Origin of the sequence: Corynebacterium sp. HMSC074A01 (assembly GCF_001831515.1) — a bacterium.
Taxonomy (GTDB): Bacteria; Actinomycetota; Actinomycetes; order Mycobacteriales; family Mycobacteriaceae; genus Corynebacterium.
The window spans coordinates 288,268-312,713 of sequence record NZ_KV825615.1 but is presented as its reverse complement, the minus strand read 5'-3'; the positions used below and the strand labels follow the sequence as shown (position 1 = coordinate 312,713).

Sequence of the window (24,446 nt, the reverse complement as noted above, 5' to 3'; positions counted from 1 at the left end):
GTACTCACGTCATGCGCAGAAGCTTCGGCCTGCTCGCGGCCCCCATGGCGGCACTGCTGCTGCTCACCGGCTGCTCGTCCGATGGCGGGTCGGAGACCTTTGCGTTCCACTCGCCGGGCGGGCAGACCGAGATCTTCTACGAAGAGGCTGAGCGCAAGCCGGTGGAGGACTTCCACGGTGAGTCGCTGAGGGAGCCGGGCGAGGAGATCCGCTTAAGTGACTATGAAGGCGAGATCGTCATCCTGAACGCGTGGGGCCAGTGGTGCGCCCCTTGCCGCGCCGAGGTGGACGATCTGCAGGAGACACAGGACGAGCTTGAGCGCCGCGGCACCGGCACGGTGCTGGGAATCAACGTGCGCGACTACCAGCCGGAAATCTCCCGCGACTTCCTCACGGATAACCACACGACGTACCCCTCCATCTACGACCCGCCGTTTAAGACCGCCTCCTTCCTCGGCGGCGTGCCCAGCTCGGTGATCCCCACCACGATCGTGCTGGACGCGCAGCACCGCCCGGCCGCGGTGTTCTTGCGCGAGGTGACCGCCCAGGATCTGCTGGATGTGGTGGACAGGCTCGAGCAGGAGGACGGCGCTTAAGGTGGGCGAGACGTTTGCGGACCTCGTAGCGAGCGGCCCGCTGCTGCTGGGCATGTGTGCCGCAGCAGCAGCCGGGCTGGTCTCTTTCGCCTCGCCGTGCGTGATCCCGCTGGTGCCCGGCTACATGTCCTATTTGACCAGCGTGGTCGGCGGCGAGATGCGCATGGATGAGCACGGCCCGCAGGTGCAGTCCCGCAAGTGGGCAGTCGCAGGCGCGGCAGGGCTCTTCGTCGCAGGCTTTACCGTGGTGTTTCTCTTAGCCACGGTGTCGGTGTTCGGGGCGATCAGCCTGATCGCGCTCAACGCCGAGCTACTCATGCGCATCGGTGGCGTGGTCACCATCCTCATGGGCGTGGTCTTTTTAGGAGCCATCCCGGCCCTGCAGCGCGATACGCGCATGCAGCCAAAGCGCGTAGCCAGCTGGCTTGGCGCGCCGCTGCTCGGCGGGGTGTTTGCCCTGGGTTGGACACCGTGTCTGGGCCCAACGCTCGGGGCGATCATCTCGGTGTCGATGGGCACGGAAGGCATGACCGCGGCGCGCGGCGTGCTGCTGGTGGTGGCCTATTGCCTGGGGCTGGGCCTGCCGTTCGTGCTGGTGGCGCTGGGGTCTGCGCAGGCGGTGCGCAGCGTCGATTTTCTGCGCCGCCACTCGCGCGCAATTCAAATCATCGGCGGCATCCTCATGATTCTCGTAGGCGTCATGCTGGTGTCGGGCCTGTGGGGCCTGTTTGTCGGCTGGTCGAGGCAGTGGATCGTTGGATATGGAGCGACGGTGATTTAGGTGAAGCAAGTGTGGACGTGGCTGCGCAAAGCGTGGCACTGGCTGACCAGTATGCGCACGGCACTCGTGCTGCTTTTCCTGCTCTCGCTGGCCTCGATCCCGGGCGCGCTGCTGCCGCAGCGCAACGTGAGCGAGTCGCTGGTCAACGACTACCTCGACGCCAATCCGACGATGGGGCCGATCTACGATCGCCTGCAGCTTTTCGACGTCTTCAGCTCCACCTGGTTTATCGCCATCGTCACCCTGCTCATGGTGTCGCTGATCGGCTGCATCATCCCACGCTCGATCGACCACTGGCGCGCCTACCGCGCCCAGCCCACCCGCGCCCCGCGCTACCTCTCCCGCATGCCGCTGCACGCGGAGGGCGAGGTCGTCGGCAGCCGCGAGGAGGTCGAGGCGAAGGTCCGCGGCCTGCTGAAGCGCTGGCACGTGGCCGCCTACTCGCCGGATCAGGACCGCGCGGGCACCTATTCCATCTCGGCGGAGCGCGGGTATACGCGCGAGCTGATGAATCTGCTGTTCCACATCGGGATTGTGGGCATGATCGTCGCTTTCGCCGCGGGCCGCATGGTCTACTACGAGGGCCAGGTCATTGTGGTGACGAACTCGGAGTCGGAGTACGCGGTGCCGGTGGAGCAGTCCACCGAGTTCTGCAATACCTCGCCCGCCAACTTCGACGTCTTCCGCGCCGGCCCGCTTTTCGACGGCACCGGGCTCACCCCCTTCTGCATCGATGCTAAAAACTTCCGCGCCGAGTACCTGAATAACGGGCAGGCGAACGGCTTCTGGTCCGACATCATCTACACGGACGATCTGGGCGCGCCGAAGGAGTCCTGGCAGGAGACCACCTTGGCCGTGAACCACCCGCTGCGCATCCACGGCGACCGCGTCTACCTGCAGGGCCACGGGTTCGCCCCGCAGGTGACGGTGACGTGGCCGAACGGGGAGTCGCGCACGCAGATGATGCAGTTCCGCCCGAACGATTTGCAGACCTTCCTGTCCTCCGGCGTGATGCGCTTCGATCCGCCGGCGGGCATGTACCCGGATCTTCAGGAGCGTCGCCAGCACCAGATCGCCCTGGAAGGCAACTTTGCCCCGACAGCTCAGTGGGGTGGCACAGACGGTGACACGCTGGGCTCCGCCTTCCCCGCGATGGACAACCCGGCGATCTCGATGGACATCTACCGCGGCGACTCGGGCCTGGACTCGGGCCGCCCACAGAATATCTTCGTGCTGGACCAGATGCTCATCGCGGACGGGCGCCTGCAGAAGGTGGAGCGGGTCAACCTCGCCCCGGGCGAGGAAGTCACCATTGACGGCGGGGTGAAGGTGCGCTTCGATGGCGCGGCCGAGTATGCCAACTACCAGATCTCGCGCGACCCGACGCAGATGTGGGCGCTTTTGGCCTCCACGATCATGCTGGTTGCCCTGGCCGGCTCGCTGACTATTAAGCGCCGTCGCATCTGGGTGCGCCTTACGCCGGCCGCGGGCGGCGTCACCGCCGTGGAGATCGCGGGTCTTGCGCGCACCGACCGCGCCGGGTGGGGCCCGGAGTTTCGAGAACTGGCCGCCGAGATCCTTGGACAAGCGGAGGAAGATGACCCCGAAGAGGTGGATGACCTCGGATAACCTTGGAAAACAAGGTGTCGATAAGGTAAGTTGACAACCATGCTTGTCAACACCACCATGGCGGAGCTGTCCGATCTCACGTTTCGCACTGCATTCATCATTTACATCGTCGCGCTTTTGATGTCGTGCGTGTACTACGGCCGCGTCCTCGCAGTCGTAGACGCGCGTCGTGAGCGCAGCGAGAAGCGCATGCAAGAGCGTGCGCAGGAGCGCACGGAAGAGAGGATCGCGGTCGGCGCGGGCGGTCCCGCGGTCGTCGAGAAGCAACTGCCCTCCGAGCAGGACCTGGACGAAGCGTACGAGGCGCGGGTAGCGAATGCCCGCAAGTGGGCGGGCATGACGCAGGCCCTGGTGTGGTTCGGTGTGGCCCTGCACCTGGTGGCTTTTGTCACCCGCGGTATCGCGGCGCAGCGCTTCCCGCTGGGCAACCTGTACGAGTACATCCTGTTTATGACCGCGGTGATTATGGTGGCTGCCGCGATCGTGATCGGGCGCAAGGGCTGGCACACGATTTGGCCGTGGCTGCTGTTCCCGATGGTGGTGGCGATGTTCCTCAACTCGACGGTCTTCCACATGAAGGCCGCCCCGGTGGTGCCGGCGCTGCAGTCCTACTGGCTGCCGGTGCACGTCTCCACGGTGTCGATCGGTGCCTCGGTCGGTATCGTCTCCGGTGTGTTCGCGCTGCTGTACCTGCTGCGCATGTGGCAGCCGAAGGGTGAGGAGCACGGCTTCATTGGCAAGATTGTGCACCCGTTGCCGTCGGCAAAGACGCTGGACCAGATCACCTACAAGACGGCGATCATTACGCTGCCGCTGTTTGGCATCGGCATCGTCTTCGGCGCGATCTGGGCCGAGGTGGCCTGGGGCCGCCCGTGGAACTGGGACGCGAAGGAAACCGTGTCCATGATCACCTGGATCCTGTACGCCGCCTACCTGCACGCGCGCGCAACCGCGGGTTGGAAGAATTCGAAGGCTGCGTGGATTAACGTGTTTGCCCTGGCGATGACGATCTTCAACATGACGTACGTCAACACCGTGATCGCCGGCCTGCACTCCTACGCCGGGCTGAACTAGGGAGGCGCGTTACATGAAGGTCCTCATTACCGGTGGCGCCGGTTTTATCGGCTCCACCATCGCTTCCTGCTGCGAAGACAACGGGATGACCCCGGTGATCCTGGATGACTACTCCACCGGCCTGCGCGTCTTTGCCGAACGCTTCGCCCACTACGAGGGCGACATCGCGGACGTGGCGCTGCTGCACCGCATCATGGACGAGCACCCGGACATCGAGGCCGTGGTCCACTGCGCCGCGAAGATTATCGTGCCGGAGTCCGTCGCCAAGCCGCTGTACTACTACGAGAACAACGTGGGCAAGGCGACGACCTGCGTGCGCGCGCTCGCCGAGCGCGGCGTGAAGCGCGTCCTGCTCAGCTCTACCGCGGCGATGTACGCGGCCGACGAGCGCCTGCTTGTCGACGAGCACAGCGCCTGCGACCCCTCCAGCCCGTACGCGGCGTCGAAGTGGATGCTGGAGCGCGTGCTTGCCGACGCCGCCGCGGCCGGCCTTATCCAAGCCACGTCCCTGCGCTACTTCAACCCGATCGGCGCGGACCCCAAGCTGCGCACCGGCCTGCAGAACCCGGCACCCTCGCACGCGCTCGGCAAGATGATTTCCGCCTACCAGGCGGGCGAGCCCTTTACCGTCACCGGCGTTGAGTGGCCCACCCGCGACGGCTCGGGCCTGCGCGACTACGTGCATGTGTGGGACCTGGCGCGCGCCCACGTCGCGGCGCTTCAGGCAGAGCTTGCCGACTACGAGGTGATCAACCTGGGCACCGGCCAGGGCACGACCGTGTTCGAGCTGGCCGACGCGGTCGGCGAAGCGACGGGCACCCCGCTCGAGGTGCGCACCGCCCCGCCGCGCGACGGCGACGTGGCGGGCTGCGCCACCCGCACCGACAAGGCCGCCCGCCTGCTCGGCTGGCGCGCGGAGCGCAGCGTGGCTGACGGGGTGCGCGATTCACTCGAGTGGGCAAAGCGCCTGCCCGAGGTGCTCGCGCGGAACTAGTCGGGGCTAGCTTTCGCCGTTTTCTTCGCGCCGACGGCGGCGTTCTTCCTCTTCCTGGCGCTTGCGTTCCGCTTCCTCGCGGGCGCGGCGCTCTTTGAAACGGTTCTTCTCGATGTTCCAGAGGAAGTCTTCATCATCGTCGGGCCCCTTAATCTGCGGGCGCTGCTGGGCCTGCTCGATGCGTTGCTGCGAGCCGGGCCCGAATGCGCGCCACATCAGGTAGATGGCGACGACGATGAGCACGATCAGTAGTAGCCTTCCCATAACTTCCAACATACTTGGTTGCCGTCTAGGGTTAGGTATATGCAACAACAAGCCCCCGAGCTCGACCCCGCCGCCCGTTCCCGCGCTAACAAAGCTGCCGCGGTGTATGGCCTGTGCCGACTCGGGCTGTTCATCGCGTTGACCGTGGTGATCCAGGGGGCTGCGCTGCTCATCGGCGCTCCAGTGCCGCTGATCATGTCCGCGCTGTTGGCCCTGATCGTGGCGTTCCCGCTGTCCATGCTGGTGTTCAAGCGTCAGCGCATCGAGGCCACTGAGGCGGTCGCCCAGTGGCGCGAGCAGCGCAAGGCGCGCAAGGAGTGGATCGCCAGCGAGCTCGCTGAGCGCTAGTCTTAGCAGACTAGCGTTAGCCGAAAAGTGCGGCGATGACCAGCATCGCCGGCAGCGAGAGGAACGTGGTGAGGAAGACGGTGTCGCGCGCGACCGTCTCGCCGACGCGGTAGGTGGCGGTGTAGTTGTACACGTTTTGTGCCGTGGGCAGCGCGGAGAGGATGAGTGCCGCGTAGAGCTGCGTGCCGTTTAAGCCCATGAGGCTGCCGACGAGCAGGGCGAGGGCGGGCATGGCGACGAGTTTGAGGGTGGTGGCGGTGAGCGTCGGCAAGCGCTCTTGCGAAAGCACACCATCTCCCTTGAGCGAGGCACCGAAGCTCATCAGAATCATCGGGATCGATGCCCCGCCGAGGATCTCCAGCGGCGCCATCACCGGCTCAGGCACCTGCCAGCCGGAGGCCGAGACGGCGAAGCCCGCGAAGGCCGCGAGCACGACTGGGGCGGTGAGGCCGGCGATAAAGGAGCTGCCGATCGAGCGCAGGCCGCCGCCCTCAGCGTTCAGTCCCGCGATGATGATGGGGGAGAGCACCGCCATCTGTAGGACGAGGGCGGGGACGACGTAGGTGGCGTCGCCAATCACGTAGGTGGCAATCGGCAGGCCGATGTTGACCGAGTTGTAGTAGCTTGATGCGGCCGCCCCCGCCATCGTCTCCGCCACACTACGCCGAAAGCACAGCGCGCTGAGCGCCCAGTAGATCGCCATCGTGGCTACCGAAGCAATCGCGATCACTCCCACCACTGGCGAGGCGAACGCCGAGGTATCCGAGGTCGCCACACTGGAGAAGATGAGCGCCGGGGTGGCCGCCCAGAACGCGATGCGGTTGAGCTGCAGGCGCGCCTCGCCCTTGCCAATCACGCCCTTCTGCGCGAGCAGAAAGCCCACACCGATCACGGCGAAGATGATGGCAAAGCCCGTCAACACGTCCAGCACGAGAAAAACAACCTTTCGCGACACGTTCAGGATTACGTGAACATTGTTCCCTACGCTACTGGGCAATGCGTCAAGGAGGTGCAAGCATGGATCAGCGCACGCGGCTGCTGGCCGTGAGTATTGCGGCGGGGCTTGGTCTGGCGGGGTGCGGCAACTACGTCAACGTCGAGGTGATCGGTGCATCTGGGTTCTCCCACAACGAGCAAGGCGAGATCATCGCGCACGTGCAGACGTGTGGCGAGTCCATCAGTCAGCTTGATATCGCGGCGGACAGGCTGGGCCTTGTCGACGACGAGCCGAACGAAGTCCTCGCCCGCTACTTCGCCCCCGAAGCACAGTCCGGGCACATCCGGGTGAACCTGAGCGATCCCGCGCCGTGGGCGGAGCAATTGCCTCTCGACGCCACGTACCCCGACAACCGCGCCCTCCTCCTTACCCCCGCGCCCGACGACGATGGGGGCAACGGCGTCTTCCGCCCGGAGAAGGCAATTGCGTCTGCGAGCGCGACGAAACGCGAAATCCTGGAGCAGCCAGCTGGTACTGTGCTGAGCGTAAGTGCCTACGATGGGAGTGTGCAGACGTGGACGGAAGAGGAGTTCGACGCGGCGTGCTAGCCGAGTCGGCTGTGTTTGGCATCTTCGCCGTGGTCTCGGCTGCCATGCTGCTGGCGTCATCTTTGCTTGGCCCTGCTGGGTGGGCCGTGGTGCTGCTGCTCGGCCACCCGCTTTTGTCACTGGCGCTCGCCGCCTGGGACACGGTGCGCTCTGAGAAGGTCAATTGGCTGTGGTGTGTCGTGCCGCCGGTGGTGCAGGCGCTCGAAATCCTCGTATTCATGAACCCAACTGCGTTGCCCTTCGTGGTGCTGGTGGCGCTTGGCGGCGCGCTCGGGCTTGGGCTGGGCTACGCGATCGTGCGAGCCCGCCGGGTTTAAAGTCCGCGGCCGCGGACTGTTTTTGGGTGCGGTGCCGTCCGCGAGTCTGCGGCCGCAGACTTTTTGAGGTTCCTCATCTGCCATTCCAAACTCGCGTGGTGCGCTTAATCGCGGAATGTCACATTTTAATCACAACGTGCGCTACCTGTTGCGCTCGAACATGCGTATGTATATAACGGAAGGCAAAACCACCCACCCAAACCGCCGCGCCGCAGAATTGAGAGACCGTCATGGACCTTGTCACCCCGGAAGAAGAAAAACTCGCTGCTCAACTAGCAAAGAATATCCACGTCAACCACGATGATTCCACTGTTGCTCGCGCTCGGATGCTTGATGCCGTCGGGCAGTTCGACGAGGAGGGGTGTGCGCCGCGCCTAGGTTCGAAAACTACCGCCGCTTGGTTAATGCGTGATCTACGTATCCCCCGCAGTACTGCATTCGAGTATGTATTCGTTGCCAGAGGGATACGGCAATATCGCATGCTTTATGAGTCATTCGAAAAAGCGCGGATTAGTTACACGACCGTCAGGTGGCTGTTGAACTACATGAATGAGGAGAACGAGGGCGAACTCGTCGCAGCCGCCGAGGCAATGTGTTTCTCCGAGCTTCAGCAGAAGCTTGCCGGTGTGGAGTCGAATGATGATAAAGACCCCACCGAGCCGTACTTCCGGCTCAACAAGCGCAAAGACGGGATGGTCCACCTTGATGTCCTCCTGCCAGCCGTCACCGGTGAGGAACTGCTTGCCGCGCTCAAACTCGCGCAGCTGGCCAACCACGGTCTTGACGGCGCGACACCCGAAGAGTTGGACGACCCCGAAGCGCTTGACGCGCTCCTAAAGCAGGCGGAAGCCACCGAAGAGGCCTGCCCGGCGAAGAAGACCGCCCCGCCAGGTGCCAACCGCAAGAGCATCTGGGAGGACATCACATCGACCGCCGAAGCGCTTGACGGGGAGCACAACGCCTCGCGCTTCGGCCCGCCTGAGCCACGCAACTTTTACTCCGCCTTTATCGCCATGATCAACATGGTGCGCACCAGCCCTTCGAGCCCGCTCCGTACTCCTGGCGCGCACGTGAACATCATGGTCACCGAGGACGGCCGGGCCTGGATGCCCAACAACCTGCAAGCGAAGTCCTCGGCGGTGGAAAGCTACATCGCCAACGCCATGGTCCGCTTCCACGTGCTGGATAGCCAGGGGCTGACGCTCAACGTGAGCCGCCAACAGCGCTTCGCCACTGACGGCCAGGTCGCCGCACTCCTGGCCAGCTGGGGCCACCAATGCGCCATGCCCGGATGTACGCATACCCGTTTTCTCCAGATGCACCACATCAAAGACTGGTCCCGCAACGGGGAGACCAACATGGACAACCTGCTTCCGCTGTGCTCGTCGTGCCACTCGCTAGTGAGTAACAACTCCGTGCACATCCGGCAGCGGGGCGGCGACATCCACTACCGCTTCGCCGACGGCACCCGCTTCACCGCCTACAACCGGGCGCACCCCACAGCCCCGCCGAAACCCAGCCCCCGCACGTGCGACGCCGCCTGCACGGCCTGTACGGACGAAAAACAGCCCCAACAGTCTGCGGCCGCAGACTGTCAGGGCCAGGAAAACCGACAGCGCCAAGAGCGGCGCACACCTAGTGCGTCGTGTACGGCACCACCATGCCGGAACCCCAAAGCTGTAACCCCGTCACCGTGAGCGCAACGGCGGTCAGGACGGACCACGCCAGCATGGCGCGACCATTCATGCCCAGCACCGGGATGAGGTCCTTGCCCTGAGCGCGCTGACGTTGCACGGTCAAAATAGAGGACACAGCGAAAGGCAGCGCGGCAAACGCCACGAGCGCAAGCGAGTTGCCCAAAAGCAGCGTCACCGCAAACGGCGTCAGGGTCAGCACGGTAAACAGGCGGCGCGCACGCACCTCGCCGATGCGCACTGCCAGGGTGTTCTTGCCTGCAAGCGCGTCCGAATCCAAATCGCGAATGTTGTTAGCCAAATTCACCGACGCCGATATCGCGCCGACCGCGATGGCCACCAGCCACCCCTCCGTAGTTAGCCAGCCCGCCTGGGTAAATTGCGTGCCCAGCACCGCGACGAGCCCGAAGAAGACAAACACAGCCAACTCCCCGAACCCGTAGTAGCCGTAAGGCTTCTTCCCGCCGGTGTAGAACCAGGCCGCAGCGATGCACGCAGCGCCGATGAGTACGAGCCACCACGCGCTCATCACTGCGAGAATGACGCCCAGCACACCCGCAACAAAGAAGGAGGCAAAGGCCGCAAGCTTCACATCCTGCGGGCGCGCCAGCCCGGAGGCGGTGATGCGGGTGGGGCCGGTGCGATCATCATCGGTGCCGCGCACCCCGTCGGAGTAGTCGTTGGCAAAGTTCACGCCGACGATCAGGGTCCACGCAACTCCCAGCGCCAGCAGGGCCTTGCCCAGGTGCATGCCGCCGTTGTACGCCGCCAGGCCCGTACCGGCGATGACGGGCGCGAAAGCGTTCGGCCACGTGTGGGGTCGCGCCGCCTGCCACCAGTCGTGAAAAGTCGCAGTCCCGTCGGCACTGCCGCCACCATTCTGCGCAGAGTCGTTTCCATTGCCCGTCGTGTCAGTCATGCCTCCCATCATGCCCCGATTTGCTCGTGTCGGCTAAAGTTTTGGCTCATGTGGATCGACTATGCGCTTCGGCAAGCACTGGGCGGGGTAGGTGCGCTACTGCGCGCGCCTCAGCTGCGAGTGGTTGCGCGCAAGTCCCCCGCGCGCTTCCCGCAAGAGGGCAGCACGGTCATCTCGCTGACTTCCCACGGGCCGCGCCTGAAGTCGGCGGTGGTGGCGATTTCCTCCCTGCTCGTGGGCACCAAGCGCCTGCCGGTCTACCTGTGGCTGGATAAAGAGGACTACGAGGGCGAGTGGCCGAAGGGTCTGCACGCGCTCGTGGAGCACGGCCTTAAGGTGCGCTGCTCGGACGGGCATTACGGCCCGCACACGAAGTACTACGGCACTTTCCAACAGTTCGCGGGAACAAACACCCGCGTCATCACTGTGGATGACGACATGATGTACCCGAAGTGGTTCGCGGAAAAGCTGCTCAACGCCTCCGATGCCGACCCGAAGAACGTGGTGGCCTATCGAGCGCACGAGATCGTGCTGCACGACGGCCGCTTGGCCCCCTATAGACAGTGGAAATCGGTGCAGGATACGGATCCGGACCCGCGCCACTTCGCCACCGGGGTATCGGGGGTGGCCTACCCGTCGGCGATGGTCGACGCAGTCGCGGCGCAGGGCACTGCTTTTTTGAAGTGCGCCCCGCACGCCGACGACATCTGGCTCAACCGCTGCGCACTGCGCTCGGGCCACTACGTGCGCCAGGTCTTCCCGCACCCGCGCGAGTTTTCGATGGTGCCGGCCTCCCAAGGTGTGGCGCTTGTGCGGGGCAATCTGCGCGGCGGCAATGACGCCCAGCTGCGCGCCACCTATGCGCAAGAGGACTTGAGGCTGCTTATCGACGCCGCGTTGTCCCTCAACGAACCAGCCCGCTAACCCCAGGCGTACCGGGGCACTGCGCGGCAATGCCTACCTGTCGACCGCTGAGCATCTGAGCGGCGGCATGGGCGGGGGTGTTCGCCTCGACGATACAAAAACGTATTCCTGGACTTGTGCTTAAAGCACCCCTAAAATGTGATGTCATCTATCACCTCAGCTGTTTGGGCTAAAACTCTTCGGGCGAGGTGATGTGTACATAACCAAACACTGATAACGAGCCGCGCTTGCCAGGCCCTGTTCAGCGGCTTGATTGAGGAGTATCCCATGGCCGGATCATCTCGGCGTTTTCGTAAATCAACTTCTACAGGCATCGCAGCCTCATCCATTATCGCCCTCGCCCTTGGCGGCGTGAGCGTCGTCGCCCCGGGGCCGCTGGCGCCGCACGCTGCCGCTGCATCCAGTTACACGGGCGGCATCCGCGAGAGGTCCGGCGCGGTGGAGAAGGACGCCCAGAAGGCCTCTGACCTGCCGGCCGGCTCGTGTGTTGTCGATTCAACGGATGGGAAGGGCAGCCAAGCTGGTTTCCACTGGAACACCGTGGAGCCGGCTGCAGAGAGCCCCGACAAAAAACGGTGGGGCTTGAGCGTCGCCTTTGACAATTCAAAAGACCGCACGTTCGCCGATTGGGGCTTTACCCATTCAGGCCGCATGGGTGGGTACCTCGATCGTGGTCAAGTTCCCTCTATGAAGGCTGGCGAGACCTTTCTTCAAGGCGAGGTAGTCACTCATGCGGCCGACGAAAAAATTCGTATTGACGGTTCTGGCCAACAACGAAACCTGAACCTCTTCGCAGAACTGACCGATGCGAAAGTCAAGCAGTTCGCTGAGGCTACCGACGGTAACCCGGTACGTTATGCCTGGCAAGGCTACTATACGCAGGAAAACCCCGGAGCAAATAGAGCCACCAGGGGAGCGTCCTTTTCGGCCCTCGTGAACCCGTGGCCGAGCGAAAACATCGAATGTAACCCGATCACGGTCACGTGGGAATCCAAGGAAAAGCTGGTCATCAGGAAGGGCGAGGAGCTCAAGGTCGGCAAGATCAACATCCCGGCCGTGACCGGCGGCGGAACCGATGACTCCATGTCCCGCATGGTCGTGGAGGCCTACGACGCGCAAGGTAACTTCATCGGCACGAGCGACACTGTGGCTTCTGGTGGCGGCACGTCGAGCGTGCGCATCGACCAGGAGACCGGTGAGATCTTTTACACCATGCCGGAGTACAAGGGCACGAACCTGAGCGCTCAGCAGGGCATGCGCTTCAACGTGCTCGCCAAGCCGCGTACGGTTACACAGCTCCAGGACGCTGCTAAGAGCAACAATGAGTATCTCGGGCATGATGGAGCCTTCGAAAGCTCGAACTCGCTGACGCGCTATAACAAGCCGAACTTTATTGACAAACACCAATGGAGCTTCGACGACACTCAGTTCCACGACCCGAAGTATGACCCTGACCAGCAGGCAATCATCTCCGGCGTGGAGGACAACAAACCCACCAAGGAACGCCAGGTGGTCTCGTTCAAGGAAGCCGGGGACAAGATTACGGACCTGGTGAAGAAGCGTGAGGACGGCGGCTTTGAGGCCGAGGTCAAGCTGGACAAGAAGAACGTCTACTCAGGCTGGGACGCCAAGATGGATCCCAAGACCTATGAGGTCACCGTCACCGCGCCGTCGAACCCAGCTCCTGGTACCTTTGCTCAGCCACGCGTCATTGTGACCTACTCCAACGGCTCGCAGGATATCATCCCGTTGCTTGTGACGGTGGATCACAACCACACCCAGGTTTCGGAGCTCAAGCTCGAGACCCCAGGCACCACGAAGGGTGTTCCGGGGCAAGACATCGAAGCACAGCTGACTGTGGGCAAGGTCATTGATGACTATGGCCCCTTCACCCCGACGTCTTATGAGGTAGTGGGTGGTGTGCCGGAGGGCTGGACGGTGACCGTGGATGAAAACGGTAAGGTCACCGCAAAGTCCCCGAAGGACGCGCCGAACTTCTCGACGATCACCCCGAAGATCAGGGCTACCTACCCGGATGGCACGATCGACGAAGTCGATGTTTCCTTCCAAGTAGTCAACAACGTGAAGGTGCCGGACTACACCGCTGTCTCCGGCAAGGCCGAGGAGGAAGTGAAGCTTCAGCCGGTCATGCCCCCGGTTGGCCTGGGTGGCAAGGAAACCGACGAAGAGCCGAACCGCTACACCTTCGAGGACGGCACCACCGAGTACAAGGTGGGCGACTGGACCGTCACCATCGATGAGAACACCGGTGAGCTGACCTCCACCATCCCGAAGTCTGCTCTGCCAGGCGCGCAGCTCACCGTTCCGGTGAAGGTGTACTACCCTAGTGGCGCGAACCCGCAGATCGCTACCGGCACCATCAGCGTTATTGGCGACGGCTCCGGCGAGGACAACGCCTTCTACCGTCCCCAGCTCACTAAGGCTGGCGAGTCGGTGAAGTCGGACATCACGACCTTGTTGGATGATCCGAAGAAGGCCACATACAAGCTGCCTCCGAAGAAGCAGTGGCCTGCTGATTGGGAGTTCTCCATCGATGAGAGCGGTACCGTTACCGCAACCCCGGGTGAAAACGTGCCGAACGGTGCTACCGTCACCATTCCGGTAGAAGTCACTTACCCTGACGGCTCCAAGGCAAGCGTGCCGGCGGACTTTACCGTTGTTGACGCATACGCCCGCGCCAATCAGCCGTCTTACCCGACGGTGACTGGTGATATCGGCACCACGGTGACGAGTAAGGTCGACCGCACGTACTTGGATGATAATGCTGAACCACGCTTCTCCCTCGTGACTGACCCGAAGGATCCTGACTACATTGCGCCGCCGCGCAACCTCACCTGGGACCAGGTGAAGATTGATCCAGTCACGGGTGAGATCACCACGCCAATTGGAGCTAACGTCCTTCCTGGCTCTTCTGCGGATATTCCAGTTCGTGTGACCTACAAGGATGGTTCGCGGGACTTCACCATCGCCACCGTCGTGGCCAAGGGTAAGCACCGCCAGATCTACGAGCCGAAGTATGAGCTGAAGACCACGAAGCCTGGCGTCGAGAAGGCTTCCCCGATTTTGGATGACACCAAGGTTCCGGAGCGCGACCTGGCCGAAGATAAGTCGAAGCGTTTCAGCGCACCTGGCACTGTCGAGGGCTGGACTGTCAAGGTCGATGAATCCGGCATCGTGACGGCGACCCCGCCGGCGGACGCGAAGGCTGGCGACGGCATCCAGGTTCCTGTGGAGGTTACGTACCTGGACGGTTCCCAGGAGACTGTGTTCGCACCGTTCAAGGTGATCGAGGAGCAGAAGGACGTTAACGAGCCGTATTACTCCGTGGAAGTTACCGGCCCAGGTGTCAAGGTCGACCGACCCATCAAGCCAAACAACATTCCGGCAGGGTCCAAGTTCGCCTTTGGTGTCGACGGTGACAATCCGATCACCAAGACCACCGTTGACGGGTGGGACTACGAGATCAACCCGGATACCGGTGAGATTTCTGTGACCCCGCCTGCCAACGCGAAACCGGGTGATAAACACGACTACAAGATCACCGTTACCTACCCCGATGGCTCGGTGGATGATGTCCCCGTCAGCACCATTGTGAAGCTGACCAACAACTGGGAGTCTGAGCCGGTTATTCCGTCGCAGACGGTGTACCCGGGTGGTACGGCGACGTCGCCGATTGGCGTCGAAAAGCCTGCGGAGATCAATCTGCACCCGGATACCCCTTACACGATCAACCCGAAGGGCAAGGGCCTCGAGGCGACGGGTGAGAAGAACGAATTCGGCAACCCGACCTACAAGGTCAAGACGGCGAACGGTGACTGGCTCGTTGGCCTGGATGACAAGGGCAACGTCATCTCCACCGCGCCGGCAACCGCTAAGGCTGGCGACAAGATCGATGTTCCGGTCATCGTGACCTACGAGGACGGCTCGAAGGACAACGCCAAGGCCGTGGTCAACGTTGAAGATGTGCTGACGCGCGAGGTGCCGTTCAAGGTTGAGTACAAGTACTCCGACGAAATCCCTGCCGGCGAGTACAAGGTTGAGACCAAGGGCGAGCTTGGTGAAGAGAAGCTGAACGGGGAGACCCGTGAGTGGGATCGGACGAAGGATCCGGTCAACGAGGTCATCGTCATCGGCACCAAGCCGTCCGAGAGCTCCAAGAAGGTCGAGTGGAAGGCGCCGGTCCCGTTTGAGGTTGAAACCCGCCCGAACCCGGCACTGAAGCCGGGTGAGATCAAGGTTGTCCAGACGGGCGTCCCGGGCGAGAAGACCTACACCGCGGACTTCACCTCCAAGGGCGATGAAGCAACGGTGAAGCCGGAGGAGAAGCAGACCAAGGCCCCGGTCAACCAGATCATCGAGTACGGTCCGACCCTCGAGGACCAGACGCTGACGTCGACGAAGACCCGCGAGGTTGCGTTCGAGACCGAGTTCATCGTGGATAACACGGTGCCGGTCGGGCAGACAAAGATTGAGCAGGAGGGGGAGAACGGCGAAGAGCTGATCCCCTCTACCCAGAAGGTCGAGAACGGCAAGCCTGTCGGCGAGCCGACCATCACCATCGAGGAGACGAAGGCGCCGAAGAAGCAGATCGTCCGTGTCGGTTCCATGACCGATGGCACGTACGAGCTGGAAGAGAAGTTGCCGATCCCGTTCGACTCCCGGATTGAGTACGACCCGGAGATCCCTGCCGGCGAGTACAAGGTTGTCACCGAGGGCAAGCCCGGTGAGCAGATCACCAAGATCACCCAGAAGATTGAGAACAGCAAGGTTGTCGAGGCCACGCGTGGCGAGACGACCAGCACTGAGCCGGTCACCAAGGTGATCAAGGTCGGTACCAAGCAGGCAACTGCGTCCGACAAGGTGGAGTGGAAGGAGCCGATCCCGTACCCGACCGAGCTGCATGCGAACCCGGACCTCGCTCCGGGCGAGGTGCGGGTCGTCCAGGAAGGTAAGGACGGCGAGGCAACCTATACGGCCTCCTTCACGGGTACCAGCGGTGAAGCTGCAAAGACCGAGCAATCGTCTCGTACTGAGCCGACTCCGCGGATCGTCGAGTACGGTCCGGGCCTCGAGGACAACGAGCTGGTGTCCAAGACGACCCGTTCGGTTGACTTCGAGACCAAGGTCATCGAGGACCCGAACCTCGAAGAGGGCAAGCAGGTTGTCGAGCACGGCGAGTTCGGCGAGGAGGTTGTGACCACCACGCAGAAGCTTGTCAGCGGCAAGCCGTCCGGTGATCCGGTGGTGAAGACTGAGCGCACCAAGGAGCCGAAAGACGCGGTGATCCGCATCGGCACCAAGAAGGTTGAGCAGCCGACGCCGCCGACCGATGAGCCGGAACAGCCGACTCCGCCGACGACTCCGCCTACCGACGAGCCGGAACAGCCAACGCCGCCGACGACTCCGCCAACCGACGAGCCGACGCCGCCGACTGATGAACCGGATCAGCCGGAGGATCCGACGCCAGGTCCGTCGCTGCCGCCGAAGGAGGTCGAGCTGCCGTTCACCACGAGGATCATCTACGACGAGACGCTCAAGCCGGGCGAGGAGATCGTGGAGCAGGAGGGTGAAAACGGCAAGGTCGAGGTGACCGTCGAAAATGGTGAGCCTTCTGTAAAGACGACGAAGGAACCGATCCAGCGGATCGTCCGCGTCGGCACCAAGCCGGCGGATAGTGTTGAGTGGAATGAGCGGATCCCGTTCGATGTGAAGGTCAAGCTCGATCCGACACTCGAGGCTGGCCAGCACAAGGTCGAGCAGGAGGGCAAGCCGGGTCTGGTACACCACAAGGCCGATGGTTCGGAAGAGACCCTGATTGAGAAGCAGGATCACGTTATCCTCATCGGTACGAAGAAGCCTGAGGGCGAGCCGGAGGATCCGACGCCGGTTCCTGAGGGCGGCATTGAGATCGATGTCCGTTACACCACCCGGGTTGTGTTCGATCCGAACCTGGAGCCGGGTGAAGAGGTCGAGGACGTTGCAGGTAAGGACGGCAAGTATGTCATCAAGGTTGTTGATGGCAAGCCTGTCGCCGAACTGGTGGAGCAGCCGGTCGAGCGCGTTGTCCGCGTTGGCAGCAAGCCGCCGAAGGGCACCAGCTGGACCGAAGAGCTTGCCTACGACTACGAGGTTGTAGAGGATCCGAACCTGGAGTCGGGTAAGCACGAGGTTGTGCAGCCAGGTAAGCCTGGTGAGCGTATCCACCGAGAGGACGGCAGCGTCGTCGAGGTTCCTGCGCAGAAGCTCATCATCAAGGTAGGCACGAAGAAGACGGAGCCGACGGAGCCGAACGTTCCGGCTGATCCGCAGGATCCGTCCAAGAGCTCGTCTGAGAAGGCGAAGCGCTGCGTCGCTAACGCGTTTGCAGCGAACAGCCCGATCCTGTGGCTGCTGCCGATCGGCCTGCTGGCCGGCGTTGGCTACGGCGTGAACGAGGCGTTCGGCCCGCAGATTCAGCAGGCAGTTGGCCAGCTCAACCGCCGCGTGCAGGACTCCCTGCCGGACAACAGCTTTGGCCGCGGTGGCCACGGCCACAACTTCGAGCAGCCTGAGTGGATGCGCGAACTGCAGGCGCAGGCGAACGCCGTCAACCGTCAGTTCGCTGGCTACGGTGAGCAGCTGCAGCCGCTGGGTATCGCGCTCGGCGCCATCGCCGCGCTCAGCCTGACGGGCGTGCTCATTGCGCAGGCCTGCCGCGAGGAGGGCTTTGACAACGGCTTGACCGTGTTGGGCTCCTCCGCGGAGGGAAAGACCTCTTCTGAAAAGGAAGGCTCTTCCGAGCAGAAGTAATCCGCGCTAAGCACAAGTAAAGGGCGCTACCCGGCTACTCGGGTAGCGCCCTTAATTACGTTTTTGTAGTCACCTAAAGTTCATCTGGGTTTTCCGTATTGGAAATTTGCTGGATTTATGGTGTGTGGCGGTTGAACAACCATCCACTTTTCTTGGCTTTTCATGTGAAGGAACCCCACATGCGTATTCCGTTTAAAACCCTGACCGCCGTGGTCAGCGCTTCCGCGCTGGCTCTGGCGAGTCTCCCCACAGCTTCCGCCGCGCCGGCGGAGCAGAACTTTAACGGCAAAGAGTCCTGTGTGACCCTTGATGCTAAAGGCAACCTGGTGCACGTCCCGCAGCCGGGGGATTGCACCCAGTTTGGCAAGGGCGGGCAGGGCAACACCGACGCCCAGGCCCGCAACGTGATCTTCATCCTGGGCGATGGCATGGGCCACCAGGAGATCACCGCAGCGCGTAACTACCTCAAGGGTGCGAACGGCCGCTTCGAGGGCCTGGACGAGCTGACGGCTTCGGGTGCGTACACCACCTTCGCCGTCTCCCAGGAGGGCAAGCGCCAGTACGTGACCGACTCCGCGGCGTCCGCCACCGGCTGGTCCACCGGGACGAAGACCTACAACGGTGCGCTTTCTGTCGACGCGGCGGGCACACCGCACGAGAACCTGATTGAGATGGCGAAGAACGCCGGCATGCGCACCGGCAACGTCTCCACCGCCGAGATCCAGGACGCCACGCCGGGCGCGATGCACTCGCACATTTCCCAGCGCGGCTACTACGCGCCGTCGGGCGAGAAGAAGGTCGTGCAAGGCAAGGAGGCGCGTGAGAACGGCGGCCTGGGCTCGATCTCCGAGCAGATCATCGACACCCGCGCGGACCTCACCCTTGGCGGCGGCCGCAAGTACTTCGACACCGAGGTGCAGGCGGGCGGCGAGAACCGTAACCCCTTCCTCACCGAGAAGCACGACGGCGGCGCGGAGTGGGAAGCCGGCAAGACTGTGCGCGAGAACGCGGAGGCCAAGGGCTACACCATCGTTGATGACAAGGCTGGCCTCGACGCGGTCACCGTGGCTAACCAGGACGCGCCGGTCCTCGGCCTGTTCAACGACGGCAACATGACCCGCCGCTACGAGCAGACCGTCCCGGGCAACGCCACCGACAAGGAGCCGGAGACCTGCACCCCGCAGGACACCGGTAACGAGCCTACGGCAGCGGAGATGACGAAGAAGGCAATCGAGCTTCTCGACGACCCCTCGTCCGACAAGGGCTTCTTCCTCCAGGTGGAGTCTGCCTCCATCGACAAGGCGGACCACGCCGCTGACGCCTGCGGCATGATCGGTGAGACCGAGCAGATCGACGAGGTCATCAAGGAAGCCCTCGACTTTGCCAAGAAGGACAAGAACACGCTCATCGTGGTCACGGCTGACCACGCGCACACCGCAGAGATCGTGCCGGACGGCCGTCCGTCGGTATCCGCAGTGACCCGTCTGAAGTCGCAGAAGGATGGCGGCGCGGTGATGTCCGTCGGCTTCGGCACCCAGCCGTGGTCCATCAATGAAAGCGGCGAGCTGGAGACCAAGTCGATGATGCACACCGGCACCCAGGTGCGCATCGCTGGCTTCGGCCCGGGCTCCGAGAACGTCAACGGTCAGCTCGACCAGACTGACGCTTTCTACGTCATGGCGAACGCGCTCGGCCTCAACGGCGGCACCGAGGGCGGTCAGGATCCGTGGGAGATCAACAAGGGTAACAAGGTCATGTCGCTGGCTACCCGCTCCAAGGCGAAGCCGGGCGACCAGCTGTGCTACCTCGTCTCTGAAGGTGCCGCACCGAAGGTCGGCGACTGCGCCCAGTTCGGCACCGCCGGTCAGGGCATCGATAACGCGAAGGCGAAGAACGTTGTGCTGCTGATTGGCGACGGCACGGGCGACTCCGAAATCACTGCCGCCCGCAACTACCTGAAGGGTTCTGCGGGCCGCTTCGACGGCCTGGACAACCTGGACTACACCGGCTACCTGACCACCTTCTCCCTGGACAAGGAGACCGGCCTGCCGAACTACGTCCCGGATTCCGCCGCGACCGGCACCGCCTGGAACTCTGGCGTGAAGGCCTACAACGGCGCGATTGGCGTCGATAGCAAGGGCAAGCCGGTTGCTACCCTCGGCGAGCTGGCCAAGGCGAAGGGCATGAAGATCGGTAACGTCTCCACTGCGGAGATCCAGGACGCCACCCCGGCGGCCTTTGCCGCACACGCGCTTGATCGCTCCTACTACGCGCCGTCCGGTGATAAGAAGGTGGCGCAGGGCGAGCAGCTACGCGAGAACGGCGGCCTCGGCTCCATCTCGGAGCAGATCGTCGACCTGCGCGCCGACGTCACTCTCGGCGGCGGCATGAAGTACTTCAACACCGAGGTCGTGCAGGGCGGCCAGTGGGGCGAGGACGGCAACACCTGGACCGCAGGCAAGACGGTGCTGGAGAACGCGAAGGACAACGGCTACCAGGTCGCGACCAATCTTTCCGAGCTCAACGCCGTTGACAAGGCAGACGCAGAAAAGCCGGTGCTGGGCCTGTTCTCCGAGGGCAACATGCCGCGTACGCTGAACCAGTCCATCCCGACCACCGACGGCGGCGACATGGCTCCGGCGACGTGTGTGGCAAACCCGGAGTTCACCGCGGAGACCCCGCGTCTGGCGGACATGACCACCAAGGCGCTGGAGCTGCTGCAGAATGACAAGGGCTTCCTGCTCCAGGTCGAGTCCGCCTCCCCGGACAAGGCCGACCACGACGCAGACGCCTGCGGCCTGATCGGCGAGGTCGGCCAGCTCGACGAGGCCGTCCAGGCCGTGCAGCAGTGGGCGGACAAGACCGGTGAGGAAACCCTCATCGTCGCGACCGCAGATCACGCGCACACCGCGCAGATCACCTACGAGGACAGCAACACCGCTGGCCGCGTGACCCAGCTGACCACGGTCGAAGGCTCCACCATGGCGGTCAACTTCGCCACCTCTAAGACCAACGAGGACGAGGACGCCCTCGGCGGCCAACAGCACACCGGTGCCCAGCTGCGCGTCGCAGCTTCCGGCCCGGGTGCGGCCAACCTGACCGGCCAGATCGACCAGACTGACCTCTTCTTCGCCAGCCTGAACGCGCTCGGTATCGACCCGATTAACCACGACCTCACCTTCGAGAACAAGATGAAGCAGGTCGACGAGCAGCCGGGTACCACCACTGGCTCCTCTGCCGAGTCGCCGTGGCTGATCGCCGTGCTGACCATCGCGGGCCTGGCGGGCCTGCTGTCCCTGATCGCCCTGCTGCTGCCGCAGCAGGTAGATAGGGTGCTCGGCCCGATCGCCGAGTTCTAAGCGCTACTTACTTGCCCAGCATCGGCAGCTTCGGCAGCTTCAGGCCGAGCTGTGGCAGGGCAAGCAGCCCGAGCAGCGCCAACAGCGCTGCGACGACCCCACCGATGATGGCTGGAACGTTCAGATCCGGCTTCGCGGTGGGGTATTCCACATTTGCCTGGGTGCCCTTGGCGCAGGCTGCGGCAGCGGCGACGTCGGCGTCGCTAAGCTGCATCTGCTTCACAGCGACTTTCCCGGCAGGCGTGGCGGACCAAGCGTCGTACAGCTTGGCATCGCTCTTCGCTACGGCGAAGGGCAGTTCGACAGGCTTCGTCTCGGGGCCGACGTGCCAGGAGTCCGTGTTGATGTCCTCCAGTGTGCGCTCCGTCGTCGGTTCGGTTTCCTTGAGCGTTTTCTGCGCGCTTGCGTACTTCTCAGCGAGCTGGGCGGGAAGCACCTTGGTCAGGTCTGCCTCCTCGCCCTTGAGCGCCTTCTCGTTTTCTGCGATGACGCCGGGGTAGACGGACTCAACTGCGGCGACGAGATCGCGGGCTTGCTCGTGCTCGCCGATGGCCTTGGACTCGTCGAAAAGCGTGGAGATGAACTGCTTCTCGCCGGCAGTGAGGCTGACCGCACAGGTGCCGTCCTTGTCCTTCTGGGCGACGGTTGCGGCGTGGGCGGGTGCGGCGAACGCGGAAAGCGCGATCGCGGATGCGGCGACGCAAGCGGTGAGACGTTTCATGGTGTCCTCCTTGTGTGAGGGATGGGTATGTACAACCCAAAGTGTGCAGGACCCCGTGTTGCGAGAGCGTAAACGTCGGAGACTAGTTCCCGCCGAACAGCTCCGCCACCGCGGCGCGATCCACCTTGCCCGGGCCGAGCTGGGGGAGTGCGGGGATGGGGCGCAGCTCTTTTGGCACCTGCCAGCGTGGCAGGTCCTCGAAGGCATCCATGAGTTCGGCGACTGACGCGGAGCCGGTGTAAGCGGCGCAGATACGCTGGCCGAAGCGCTCATCGGGCACGCCGACGACGCAGGCACCGGTCACGCCGGGCTGGGCGAGCAGGAAGTGCTCGAGCACCTCCGGTTGCAGCTTGAAGCCACCGGAGGAAATCACGTTGTCCAGGCGGCCCTCAACGGTAAGGGTGCCGCCATCGATGCGGCCGGCGTCCGAGGTGGTGAACCACTGCCGGCCGTCGGCGTCAGTGGTAAAGGGGTTCGGCTCCACGCGGCCGCGGTAGCCCTTGGCCACCATCGGGCCGCCAAGGATAATGCGGCCGCCGTCAACGCGTACGCGCGCGCCCGCGATGGGCACGCCGTCGTAGACGCAGCCGCCCGCAGTCTCCGAGGAGCCGTAGGTGGTCACCACGTTGATACGCAGCTTGCGCGCGGAGTCGAGGAGGCGGGGGTTGGTGGCGGCGCCGCCGACGAGGACGGCGGTGAAGCGTCGTAAAGCATCGATGCTCTGCAGGCTCGAAGTGGCCTTGGCCAGCTGGTGGGGCGACAGCGCGGTGTAGCAGCGCTCGCCGGTCGCCGCGAGCTCCTCGGCGCGCTCGGCGAACTGGTTGATGCTGAAGCCGTGGGAAAGATCCAGGTAGGCGGGCTCGACGCCGGCGACCATGCTGCGCACCAGCACCTGGATGCCCGCGATGTAGGCGGCGGGCATGGAAAGCAGCCACTGACCCTGGCCGCCGAGTGCCTGGTGGGTCGCGTCCGCGCTGGAAATGAGGTTCGTAGGCGAAAGCATCGCGCCCTTCGGGCGGCCCGTGGACCCGGAGGTGGCGACGACGAGGGCTACGTCATCGTCGATAGGCTGGCCTATGCCCTGCGTGTTGCGCAGCAGGTCCGCACGCGCCGGGTCGTCGGCGGGCACGGGCAAAAGCGCGCGCTGGCCGGTCAGCGCTTCCTCGAGCGCGGGCATGATGGCCAGCGGGTTCGCGGGGTCGACGGGCAGGATCTCAAGGCGCTTGGTCACGGAAATAGCCTAGCAGTGCTTATGGATCTTTATGACTCGGCGAGTCATAAAGAGGTATAAAGGTGGCATGCAGCCCAGCCCGTACACCCCAGGCGAAATCGCGCCCGAAGTCTTCGGCCGCGAGCAGATCCTTGAAGACATCCGCCGCGACCTCGCCTTCATCATCGTCGAGCCGCGCTTGGTCGGCCGCATCCAAGTCTTCGCCGGCCCGCGCGGCGTGGGCAAAACGAGCCTGCTGCGCGCCGCGCAAGCCGACGCCGCGGCCAAGGGCTTCGACACGCTCTGGGTCACCGCGGGCGACGGGCCGCTGCTTGGAGCGCTCGTGGAAGCACTAGAAGAGATCTCCAGCACCTGGCAGGGCTCGCTTGTCGACGCCCTGCGTACCCTCATCAAATCCGCAAAAGTCGAGGTTGCCGGCGTCTCCGTGAGCGGGGCGGCCCCGCGCACGAGCCCGGAGACGGGCAGCCAAGGCCGCCGGCTGCAGAAACTGCTTGCCGCCGCAGGTGAAGCGGCGCGACAACGCTCCCGCGGCCTCGTGCTGTTTATCGACGAGATCCAGAGCGCGGACGCCGACGGCATCAAAGCGCTCGCCTACGCCTGGCAACACATGCAGTCCGAGCAGCGCGACCTGCCCATGGCCGCCTACACCGCAGGCCTGAGCCACACCCAGGACGTGGTGACAGACGCAGTAAGCTTCGCCGAGCGCTTCGGCTACCAGCACCTGCACAACCTCACCCGCGCGCAGGCGAGTAACGCGCTGGATAGCCTCGCCGCGGCGAAGGGGGTCCGCTGGTCCGCCGACGCACTCGAGGCGGCACTCGGGTTCGCGGGCGGCTACCCCTACTTCATGCAGGTGATCGGTGATGAGGCATGGCGCGCCGCCGGCTTCCCCGGCCCCGGCACCGTGCTGGAAGTGCCGCAGGTGGAAGCGGCGGGCGAGGGTTTCAACCAGATGCGCCAGACCTTCTTCCGCGCCCGCTGGAAGAAGGCCACACCCGCGGAAGCGCGGATGTTGCGCGCCATGGCTGCCACTGGTGAGGCTGTCGGAGACGGCCCCGTCAAGCGCAGCGCGATCGCCGAGGCAATGGGGCGGGACTCCAACGATCTGAGTATGGCGCGACGCTCCCTGCTGGACAAGGGGCTCATCGATACCTCTAGCTACGGTTACCTGGAGTTCACCGCGCCGGGCTTCGCCGAGTTCGTCCGGGGGCTGTGAGCGGTGCGGTGGCGTACGGTCGAC

The 24,446-nt window shown here is 63.8% G+C and carries 18 protein-coding genes; 13 read left to right on the top strand and 5 right to left on the bottom strand.

Going from position 1 to position 24,446, the window contains the following annotated elements; genetic code table 11:
- Positions 1–11 precede the first annotated feature (11 nt).
- From HMPREF2550_RS05220 to galE, 5 genes are read left to right on the top strand one after another with little or no spacing between them, the layout of a single operon-like run.
- The gene (locus HMPREF2550_RS05220; RefSeq protein WP_070763425.1) at positions 12–596 is read left to right on the top strand and encodes a TlpA family protein disulfide reductase; all 585 of its coding nucleotides are present in this window, start codon (positions 12–14) and stop codon (positions 594–596) included.
- Complete coding sequence (locus tag HMPREF2550_RS05215) at positions 559–1,377, top strand: cytochrome c biogenesis CcdA family protein (protein ID WP_070790115.1); 819 nt, start codon at positions 559–561, stop codon at positions 1,375–1,377. The genes HMPREF2550_RS05220 and HMPREF2550_RS05215 overlap by 38 nt, the downstream gene beginning before the upstream one ends.
- Positions 1,378–3,006 (top strand): cytochrome c biogenesis protein ResB, encoded by a 1,629-nt coding sequence (locus HMPREF2550_RS05210; RefSeq protein WP_070790113.1) that lies wholly within the window; start codon positions 1,378–1,380, stop codon positions 3,004–3,006.
- A 39-nt stretch (positions 3,007–3,045) separates the two neighbouring features.
- Positions 3,046–4,080: a c-type cytochrome biogenesis protein CcsB gene (gene ccsB / locus HMPREF2550_RS05205; protein ID WP_070790110.1), complete on the top strand. Its 1,035-nt coding sequence runs from the start codon at positions 3,046–3,048 to the stop codon at positions 4,078–4,080.
- A 13-nt stretch (positions 4,081–4,093) separates the two neighbouring features.
- Positions 4,094–5,074, top strand: a complete 981-nt coding sequence (gene galE / locus HMPREF2550_RS05200; protein ID WP_070790109.1) for a UDP-glucose 4-epimerase GalE — start codon at positions 4,094–4,096, stop codon at positions 5,072–5,074.
- A gap of 6 nt (positions 5,075–5,080) precedes the next feature.
- On the opposite strand, the gene HMPREF2550_RS05195 is transcribed toward galE, so the two are convergent.
- On the bottom strand, positions 5,081–5,338 hold the full coding sequence (locus tag HMPREF2550_RS05195) for a hypothetical protein (RefSeq protein WP_070790107.1): 258 nt from the start codon (positions 5,336–5,338) through the stop codon (positions 5,081–5,083).
- A 39-nt stretch (positions 5,339–5,377) separates the two neighbouring features.
- Here HMPREF2550_RS05195 and HMPREF2550_RS05190 point away from each other — a divergent pair, with 39 nt between their 5' ends.
- Positions 5,378–5,686, top strand: coding sequence for a DUF4229 domain-containing protein (locus HMPREF2550_RS05190; protein ID WP_070790106.1), 309 nt, complete (start codon positions 5,378–5,380; stop codon positions 5,684–5,686).
- A gap of 16 nt (positions 5,687–5,702) precedes the next feature.
- On the opposite strand, the gene HMPREF2550_RS05185 is transcribed toward HMPREF2550_RS05190, so the two are convergent.
- The gene (locus HMPREF2550_RS05185; protein WP_070790105.1) at positions 5,703–6,617 is read right to left on the bottom strand and encodes an AEC family transporter; all 915 of its coding nucleotides are present in this window, start codon (positions 6,615–6,617) and stop codon (positions 5,703–5,705) included.
- Between the two features lie 86 nt (positions 6,618–6,703).
- On the opposite strand from HMPREF2550_RS05185, the gene HMPREF2550_RS05180 reads away from it, so the two are divergent.
- The 3 genes from HMPREF2550_RS05180 (at position 6,704) to HMPREF2550_RS05170 (ending at position 9,245) form a co-directional block, all read left to right on the top strand.
- On the top strand, positions 6,704–7,231 hold the full coding sequence (locus HMPREF2550_RS05180; RefSeq protein WP_070790103.1) for a hypothetical protein: 528 nt from the start codon (positions 6,704–6,706) through the stop codon (positions 7,229–7,231).
- Positions 7,225–7,548 carry a hypothetical protein gene (locus tag HMPREF2550_RS05175; RefSeq protein ID WP_070790101.1) on the top strand — a complete coding sequence of 108 codons (324 nt, stop codon included), beginning with the start codon at positions 7,225–7,227 and terminating at the stop codon, positions 7,546–7,548. Before HMPREF2550_RS05180 ends, HMPREF2550_RS05175 begins: the two co-directional genes overlap by 7 nt.
- 545 nt (positions 7,549–8,093) lie before the next feature.
- Positions 8,094–9,245, top strand: a complete 1,152-nt coding sequence (locus HMPREF2550_RS05170; RefSeq protein WP_070790099.1) for an HNH endonuclease signature motif containing protein — start codon at positions 8,094–8,096, stop codon at positions 9,243–9,245.
- Here HMPREF2550_RS05170 and HMPREF2550_RS05165 read toward each other — a convergent pair.
- Complete coding sequence (locus HMPREF2550_RS05165; RefSeq protein WP_070790097.1) at positions 9,184–10,161, bottom strand: 1,4-dihydroxy-2-naphthoate polyprenyltransferase; 978 nt, start codon at positions 10,159–10,161, stop codon at positions 9,184–9,186. The genes HMPREF2550_RS05170 and HMPREF2550_RS05165 overlap by 62 nt on opposite strands.
- A 48-nt stretch (positions 10,162–10,209) precedes the next feature.
- Between HMPREF2550_RS05165 and HMPREF2550_RS05160 the strand changes: the two genes are divergently transcribed.
- From HMPREF2550_RS05160 to HMPREF2550_RS05145, 3 genes are all read left to right on the top strand, one after another.
- Positions 10,210–11,085: a glycosyltransferase gene (locus tag HMPREF2550_RS05160; protein ID WP_070790096.1), complete on the top strand. Its 876-nt coding sequence runs from the start codon at positions 10,210–10,212 to the stop codon at positions 11,083–11,085.
- A gap of 267 nt (positions 11,086–11,352) precedes the next feature.
- Positions 11,353–17,895 carry a G5 domain-containing protein gene (locus HMPREF2550_RS05150; protein WP_083319781.1) on the top strand — a complete coding sequence of 2,181 codons (6,543 nt, stop codon included), beginning with the start codon at positions 11,353–11,355 and terminating at the stop codon, positions 17,893–17,895.
- A gap of 179 nt (positions 17,896–18,074) precedes the next feature.
- Complete coding sequence (locus tag HMPREF2550_RS05145; RefSeq protein ID WP_070790090.1) at positions 18,075–21,254, top strand: alkaline phosphatase; 3,180 nt, start codon at positions 18,075–18,077, stop codon at positions 21,252–21,254.
- Positions 21,255–21,261: 7 nt separating this feature from the next.
- On the opposite strand, the gene HMPREF2550_RS05140 is transcribed toward HMPREF2550_RS05145, so the two are convergent.
- Together HMPREF2550_RS05140 and menE are read right to left on the bottom strand one after the other, a co-directional pair.
- Positions 21,262–21,975 carry a hypothetical protein gene (locus HMPREF2550_RS05140; RefSeq protein WP_070763397.1) on the bottom strand — a complete coding sequence of 238 codons (714 nt, stop codon included), beginning with the start codon at positions 21,973–21,975 and terminating at the stop codon, positions 21,262–21,264.
- Positions 21,976–22,057: 82 nt separating this feature from the next.
- Entirely contained in the window at positions 22,058–23,206 is a 1,149-nt protein-coding gene (gene menE, locus HMPREF2550_RS05135; RefSeq protein WP_083319780.1) for an o-succinylbenzoate--CoA ligase, read from the bottom strand.
- Between the two features lie 67 nt (positions 23,207–23,273).
- On the opposite strand from menE, the gene HMPREF2550_RS05130 reads away from it, so the two are divergent.
- Complete coding sequence (locus tag HMPREF2550_RS05130; protein WP_070763396.1) at positions 23,274–24,422, top strand: ATP-binding protein; 1,149 nt, start codon at positions 23,274–23,276, stop codon at positions 24,420–24,422.
- Positions 24,423–24,446: the final 24 nt, after the last annotated feature.